The following is a 7,273-nucleotide window of genomic DNA, read 5'->3' as shown; positions in this document are numbered from 1 at the left end:
TCAGAATCTACCATAAATTCAACATTTATGTGCTATTGCTTTCCAAACTTTCAAAGATCTTTATCAGTTACTTCAGAGCCTCTCAGCCCTTCTTCGCTGACCCCGTTTCGTTGGGGTTGCAAAGGTAAGTGATTTTTATAACAAACAAACTTTTTCGATGATTATTTCGCAAGTTTTTCTTCTCATTTTCAATCTCTCAGAACCGTTTCAAACTTGCTATCGACTTGCGTCTTTTTCGAAGAACTTTCGCTTTTTTTAGGAGCGGGCTGCAAAGATAAGAGGCTTCATTTTCACCACCAAATTTTTTCTCACTTTTTTCTTTTCCTTTTATCTTACAACTGTCTGTCAATCAAAGAGCTAAGTGATACTTTGGGTGGTTGTTCATCCGGCATTTTCGGCCGTTTTCGCTCCCTCTATTTTTCCAAAGCGGGCCGCAAAGATAGGGGGGAACGCAAGCTCATTCCAAATCTTTTTGAATGATTTATCCGGGCATATTTTGAAACCCGCTCCCACGGCTGATTTGATGGCTAAACTTTTTTCGTCCGTGATTGGAAAGCAGGTCGAATTTGGGGGAAAAGGCGAGGCAAAAAGGAGGAGTGGGAACCAGGCAAAAAAGCATTGAGGCAGCAAGACAACGGAGGCAAAGAGGCAGCAAGGCAAAGAGGCAAGACAGCAAGGCAAAGAGTTCGGAAAAAGCAACCAGGCAGCCAGGCAGTAGCGACCAGGGATTTCATGCCTTTTCTTCGGGAATTCTTCGTGTTTTCATTGGTAATACTCCGGTATTTCCCGAAGAAGTCCCAAATCAGACCCGAAGCATCTCCGAACCAATCCCGGCAATTACCGCCTTTCACCCCGGTAATGATTCCAGACGAGCCTCGCGTACGCGAGGAGCTTTCCCCCTCCCCTGGCACTTGCCTGCCAATGTTCAAACACTGCACAGGGAATTCCCCCCCTTACAGAGCAGTGCCAGAACAGTGGCAGAACTGTTCCAGAACAGTGACACTGCCGGTGACTTCCGGATACGACTTTCCAGGAGTCCGCCTCGCGTACGCGCGAGGAAAACCGCCGGGTAGCTAGCCGTCTGCCCCTTTATTGCCGCCGGTATGCCTGCATATTGCCTACACTATACCTACGTATGGCCTGTTTTCATTGAGGAGCCAGGCAATCCGTAGGCAATCCGCAGGCATAGCGTAGGGAATCCGCTGGCGCCTGGCCAGATATTGATTATCATATGTTTAGATCAGAAATGGGGAAAAAGAGGGATTCCGGACGCCCGATTGGACGCCGACTACTTCATGCCAGGCCGGGTAAAAAGGCCCCAGACGGGGCAATTGAGCAATGGGATGGGAGCTGGTCTCCCCGATTACAAAAACGGCGGACTATTCGCCTTGTTGGCGTGCAACAGGAAGCAAGATCACCTGGTAAAAGACAAAGACGGCCTACAGAGGTTTGCCCGGTTGTCGGCACCGACACTAATTATAACTCACCTGGTTAAAAGATTTGAACAGACATATTTGATCGATTGGGGGGGGCACTTGCCTCCCGATTATTCAGCAGGTGTGTTTATTCGCCTGTGTGAGTACGACATTGATCGCCCGGTAAAAAGACGAAGACGGCCGAAGGCTTATTGCTTTGCTGGACAGCGACAATTGTATAACTCGACAGGTAAGGCAACGAAAGCCGACGGCGGCTCACCTTGTTCGTCACCGGCCATAGCCAATCCCGCCTGCCCACCCAGTGACTTGCCAGCTATGTTGCCAGTTCATCCTCCAGGAATCTGCAAACGGTCACCTCCGCTGCCGGTTTGCCGACAGGGCCGCATGTTGATCGGACCTGCCATATGGCGGATCCTCTATAGATGAGTGTTGGGAAATCGTAGAAGTGTTGTGAACCAGTTTTTGTGAGCACCACATCCGCCAGGAAGGGCGCGCGTAGTTATAACGAAGCTACTGGCTGTTAAGTATTTAGCCCCGCTACTTTTTTATCGAAGTATCCATCGGGGTATTCCACCTTGCACAAAAACAACCCATGTCCCGGCACCGAGAAATCCGCCTCCGTGCAATCCTTCGCCTCGATCACTGCCTGGAATCCCTCCAGGGTCAGTTTACCCCGCCCTACCTGCAGCATGGTGCCCACCAGTCCGCGTACCATCCCCCGCAAAAAGCGATTGCCTTTTACCCGGTATACCACCAATCCTCCCTCCCGCTCTACCCACTCACTGTAGTGGATCGTGCAATTCATGGTGCGCACCTGCGAGTTGCGTTTGGAAAAACTGGTGAAATCCCGGTACTCCAGGATCATCGCGGCTGCTTCCCGCATAGCGGTGAGGTCGAGCTTATACGGAAAAAAGTAGGCGCGATCTACCAGGAAAGGCGATTTCTCCTGGTAAATGAAGTATTCATATTCCCGGGCCAGTGCATCGAACCGGCAGTGCGCGGTGGCCGGCACCGGATAGAGGTTGTTGATGGCAATATCTGCGGGCAGCATTGCATTGAAATTGTACACCGCCTTGGGGGGTATTTCGCGCTCGATGTCGAAGTGGAAGAAGTTTTGCCGGGCATGCACCCCTGTATCGGTACGCGACGAACCGGTGAGTGTGATGGGCTGGCGCAGGTAGGTAAACAATACTTTTTCGACCGCCTGTTGTATCGTCGCGGCGTTCTCCTGCACCTGGAATCCGGCATAATTGGCCCCCTTGTAACACACTTCAAGAAAATATCGGTTCATGGCGCGAAAATAAGTCATAATGTACTAGCGCCGAAGCTCCTCCACCGCGACTGGCACCGACCAGCCACACGAGCGATCCGCCCCATTCATTTGACCGGCCAACCAGGCATCCTACAAAACAGCAGCGCCCGGCATGGCCGGGCGCTGTATAATAAGATGAGATAAGACAAACATTACATTCTGACCAACGCTTTGAACCGTGCGATCCAGAGATCTTCGGTAAACAGGTCAACCAGGGTGCGGAAACGACCACTGTCAGACACATAGGGATACGCCGCGTCGAAGAATTTGAACCGAGCTTCTTCATTGGGGAAAAGCTCCGACAAGCCACGGATATACCGGGTCACGAAACATTTGGTCTTGAAGATCTTTTTCGCGGCCGTAATGCGGTCGTCGACATCGGTGGTATTGAGCATCTTCACCCGCAGTTTGTCTACATCGCTTTCGGTGGCGAAGTTGATACAATCGGAGTTCATCATCAGCAACTGCTTTTTCGTTTCCGATGCCGCCTTGAGCGAATCGTTTTTAGCCGCGTCGGCTGCTGCTGTATTGGTCGTCGATGGTTCTATTGCCTTGGCTGCCTCTTTCTTCGGCGTTTCGGTCGGCGCAGCGGCCACTTCGACCGGTTTGTTCACAGGTTCCGTAATCGCTTTTACACTATCGACTTTCGCATTGCCGGCGGCTGTGGCCTGGGCCAGTTTTGCGGAATCGAACGTAGCCTGGGACGGGGTAACCGTCACGGCCGTCTTCACGGAATCGGTAGCGGGAGGAATGGTTGCCGGAGCGGTCGTTGGTTTATCTTCTACCGGCTTGCTGATGGTTGCCGGAACGGTCTGTTGTTTTTCTTCCACCGGTTTTGATACAGACGCTGTTGCCGCCGTATCGGGCGCAGGCACTACCGGCGGTGCGATCTTTTCGGTATTACCCGCTGCCAGCGTAGCCTCCGCTTGCTTGCGTGTTGAATCGGTAGCGGCTACTACGGGCTGCTGCGTGGCCGAATCTTCTTTCCGGGCCAGCTGCGTGGAATCCGGTTTGGCCGGTCCATCCACTGCCTGGTTGGGATTGATCATCTTAGGCGGTCCATATTCTACCAGGATGGAGATGGTATCGACCCCGATCAGTGTACTATCATAATATATATAGCCTTTGCCCTTTTCATTCCACCACTCCTGCACATCGAGGATCACGGAACGCGGTACCGCGGAGGCCGTGGCGGCGCTATCGGGAGCTGCTGCTTTGACCGAATCGCCGGTAGTGGCCATGGTGACGGGTGTTGCCGGCGGCGTAGTGACAACGGCGGTGGCGTTGCCTCCATCGGTTTGCGTGGCCGTAACCGGCGTTACCGTGGCCGGAGCAGCAATGGTTTGCTCGGGGGTGGGTGCCGCAGCAACCGCGGCCGCCGGTGGTGTATTTACTTTGGCGACGGTTTTGTACATGACGGTCGAATCGTTGACGATGCCCGACATGAGCACCGCAAATCCGCCGGTCTTCTTTTCGCCCAAACCGGTATTGGTTTTTACTACTTCCTCCTGCCTTGCCTTGATGGTCTGTGCCGTTTGCCCGTTAACGAGGTTCCATCCATCCTGTGCGTTGTGGCGGAGCTGGTAATCGAGGTCCTTTCCATTGGGGGTCACTACAAAGATCTGTTCCGGGTAGGCCTTCCTGGGAAAACCAACGGCCAGGCTGTAGGAAGAATCTTTGAGCCGGGGAATAACGAGGTGGCCTATCCCCGACGAAGGGTATGTTTTTTCGCCCAGGCGAACATAAAATGGTTGCTGGTTGTCGGCCAGTATAAACATATAATATGCCTGCTGCGCCTGTATGGCAGCGCCGGTGAACGTTAACAGACCTATAACAAAAGCGATACGCTTCATGCAGTAAGATTACTTAATTAAGACAAAACTACTTATTTGATGGTTGTCAACAGCCACTTATACCTTTTTTTACGGATATTAACGGCGACCAAACTTATCTTTACGCCTCCTAAATTTAATTCATGAAGAAGCTATTATTTGGATTGCTGGGTTTTGTGAGCTTTCAAACCCTTTGGGCCCAACCGCAGGAAGCAGCGCAGGACACTACCTGGAAAAAGCAGTACCGGGAAAGTGCTCCGATGATCAATGACCTGGTTCACACAAAAGTGGATGCCCGGTTCGATTATGCCAATGCTTATTTGAATGGCAAGGTTTGGATAACGCTGAAACCACACTTTTATGCGACCGATTCACTGGCACTCGATGCCAAGGGAATGGAGATCAAGAAAGTGGCCATCGTAAAAGGCGCTAGTTCCACGCCACTGAAATATGACTACAATGGTTGGGTACTCAACATCCACCTCGACAAATCGTACAAGGGTGGTGAGAAGTACACAGTCTATATCGAATATACTGCCAAGCCCAACGAGCTGGAAGTACAAGGCAGTGCTGCCATCACCGACGCCAAAGGTTTGTATTTTGTGAACCCCAAGGGCGAAGAAAAAGACAAGCCGACGCAGATCTGGACACAAGGTGAAACGGAAGCTACTTCGGTATGGGTGCCCACGATCGACAAGCCCAATCAAAAGACTACCCAGGAAACCATCATGACAGTGCCCGACAAATATGTGACCCTGTCTAATGGTAAACTGGTATCGCAAAAGAAAAATACCGATGGTACCCGTACCGATACCTGGAATATGGACCTGCCACACGCACCCTACCTCTTCTTCATGGGCGTAGGTGATTATTCCGTGATCAAGGATACCTGGAAAGGAAAAGATGTTACTTATTATGTAGAGAAAGAATATGCTCCCGTAGCGAAGAAGATCTTTGGTCATACACCTGAAATGATGACCTTCTTCTCGAAGATCACCGGTGTCGACTATCCCTGGGCCAAGTATGCGCAGATCGTTGGTCGCGACTATGTGAGTGGTGCCATGGAAAACACGACGGCAACCCTTCACCAGGAGAGCGCTCAGCAAGATGCCCGCGAACTGGTAGATGGCAATGGCTGGGAAAGCACGATTGCGCACGAACTGTTTCACCACTGGTTTGGTGACTATGTAACTGCAGAAAGCTGGAGCAACCTGACCCTCAACGAATCTTTCGCCAACTATAGCGAAACCCTGTGGGACGAATACAAATATGGTAAGGATGCCGGCGATGCGCAGAACTACAGCGATATGAGCGGATACCTGCAAAGCGGTAGTGAGAAGAAAGACCTTGTGCGTTTTCACTATCCCGACAAAGAAGCGATGTTTGATGCGGTGAGCTACAACAAGGGTGGCCGTATCCTGCACATGCTGCGCAACTATGTTGGCGACAGCGCTTTCTTCAAAGCCTTGAACCTGTACCTGACTACCAACAAATTCAAAGCTGCCGAAGCACATCAGCTGCGCCTGGCTTTTGAAGAAGTGACTGGTAAGGATATGAACTGGTTCTGGAACCAGTGGTATTATGGTGCTGGTCATCCCAAACTGGCGATCGACTATGTATATGATGAAGAAGCCAGGAAAGTACATGTGATCATTAAGCAAACACAAGCCGGCGACAAGGCGTATCAACTGCCGATCGCGATCGATATCTACAACGGTGCCAACAAAGTGCGCAACAAGGTATGGATGGACAGCAAGGTGGATACGTTCACTTTTACTTACACCAGCAAACCCGATCTCGTGAATGTGGATGGTGACAAAGTACTGTTGGCCGAGAAGAAAGACAACAAGACGCTGAGCAATTATGTACACCAGTACAAATATGCCGGCCTGTACATGGACCGCCGGGAGGCGATCGAGTTTGCGGCTCAGAACCAAACCGATCCCCGTGCGATTGCCCTGCTGAAAGATGCTTTGCAAGACAAATATTATGGTCTTCGTGGATTGGCCCTCAACCGCCTGAACCTGAAGAACCAGGGTAATAAAAAAGACTTCGAACCCCTGATTGCCGAGATCGCAAAGAGCGACCCCAAATCGACGGTGCGTGCCACAGCTATTATGGCGCTGGGTAGCTACGAGGGCGATACCTACAAAGCCTTGTTCCAGAAAAGCGTGGGCGACTCTTCTTATTCCGTGGCTGGTAATGCGCTGGAAGCGTTGCTGAAAGTGGACAGTGTGGCTGCTTTTGCGGAAGCGAAAAAGATTGCGGGCCAGCCTGCGAAGGGCAACCTGGTGGGTGCTGTGATGAAGATCATGATCAAGAGTGGTGATGAGAGCAGCTTCCCACAACTGGTGAAGGCTGTTGGTGAAATGCCTTTGTCGCAAGCTAAATTCAACCTGCTGCCTTCCTTCGTCGACTTCATCAGCAAGGTGAACAACACTGCTTATGTGAAGCAAGGTGTTGATGTGGTGGTTGATTTCCGCGAGCAGACCAAGAACTTTGGCCTGGAGCCGGTGGTGAATGGCTGGCTGAAAGGCTTGTTGACGAAGAAAGAAGCTGCGAAAGCGGTTGCTTCGGACAAAACGGCGCTGCAAGAGCAGGTCGATTACCTGAAGGGTAAACTGGGCGATGCCAAAGCCGGTTTCTAAGATAGTGAAGTAGGACGCAGTCCTGACTTTAACAATGGCTCACCG

At 51.3% G+C, this 7,273-nt stretch carries 3 protein-coding genes; 1 reads left to right on the top strand and 2 read right to left on the bottom strand.

All coding sequences use genetic code 11. The features are described from left to right. Positions 1–1,956: 1,956 nt before the first annotated feature. On the bottom strand, positions 1,957–2,727 hold the full coding sequence (truA, locus tag P2W70_RS04765; RefSeq protein ID WP_276480279.1) for a tRNA pseudouridine(38-40) synthase TruA: 771 nt from the start codon (positions 2,725–2,727) through the stop codon (positions 1,957–1,959). A gap of 173 nt (positions 2,728–2,900) precedes the next feature. Then, complete coding sequence (locus P2W70_RS04760) at positions 2,901–4,601, bottom strand: DUF4476 domain-containing protein (protein ID WP_276480278.1); 1,701 nt, start codon at positions 4,599–4,601, stop codon at positions 2,901–2,903. A gap of 122 nt (positions 4,602–4,723) precedes the next feature. Between P2W70_RS04760 and P2W70_RS04755 the strand changes: the two genes are divergently transcribed. Further along, a complete protein-coding gene (locus P2W70_RS04755) occupies positions 4,724–7,228 on the top strand; it encodes a M1 family aminopeptidase (protein ID WP_276480277.1) in 2,505 nt (834 codons plus the stop codon). Positions 7,229–7,273: the final 45 nt, after the last annotated feature.

Source organism: Paraflavitalea pollutisoli (assembly GCF_029360705.1).
In the GTDB taxonomy this organism is placed as follows: Bacteria; Bacteroidota; Bacteroidia; order Chitinophagales; family Chitinophagaceae; genus Paraflavitalea; species Paraflavitalea pollutisoli.
The sequence above is the reverse complement of the archived record's forward strand: the minus strand, read 5'-3'. Positions and strand labels throughout refer to the sequence as shown.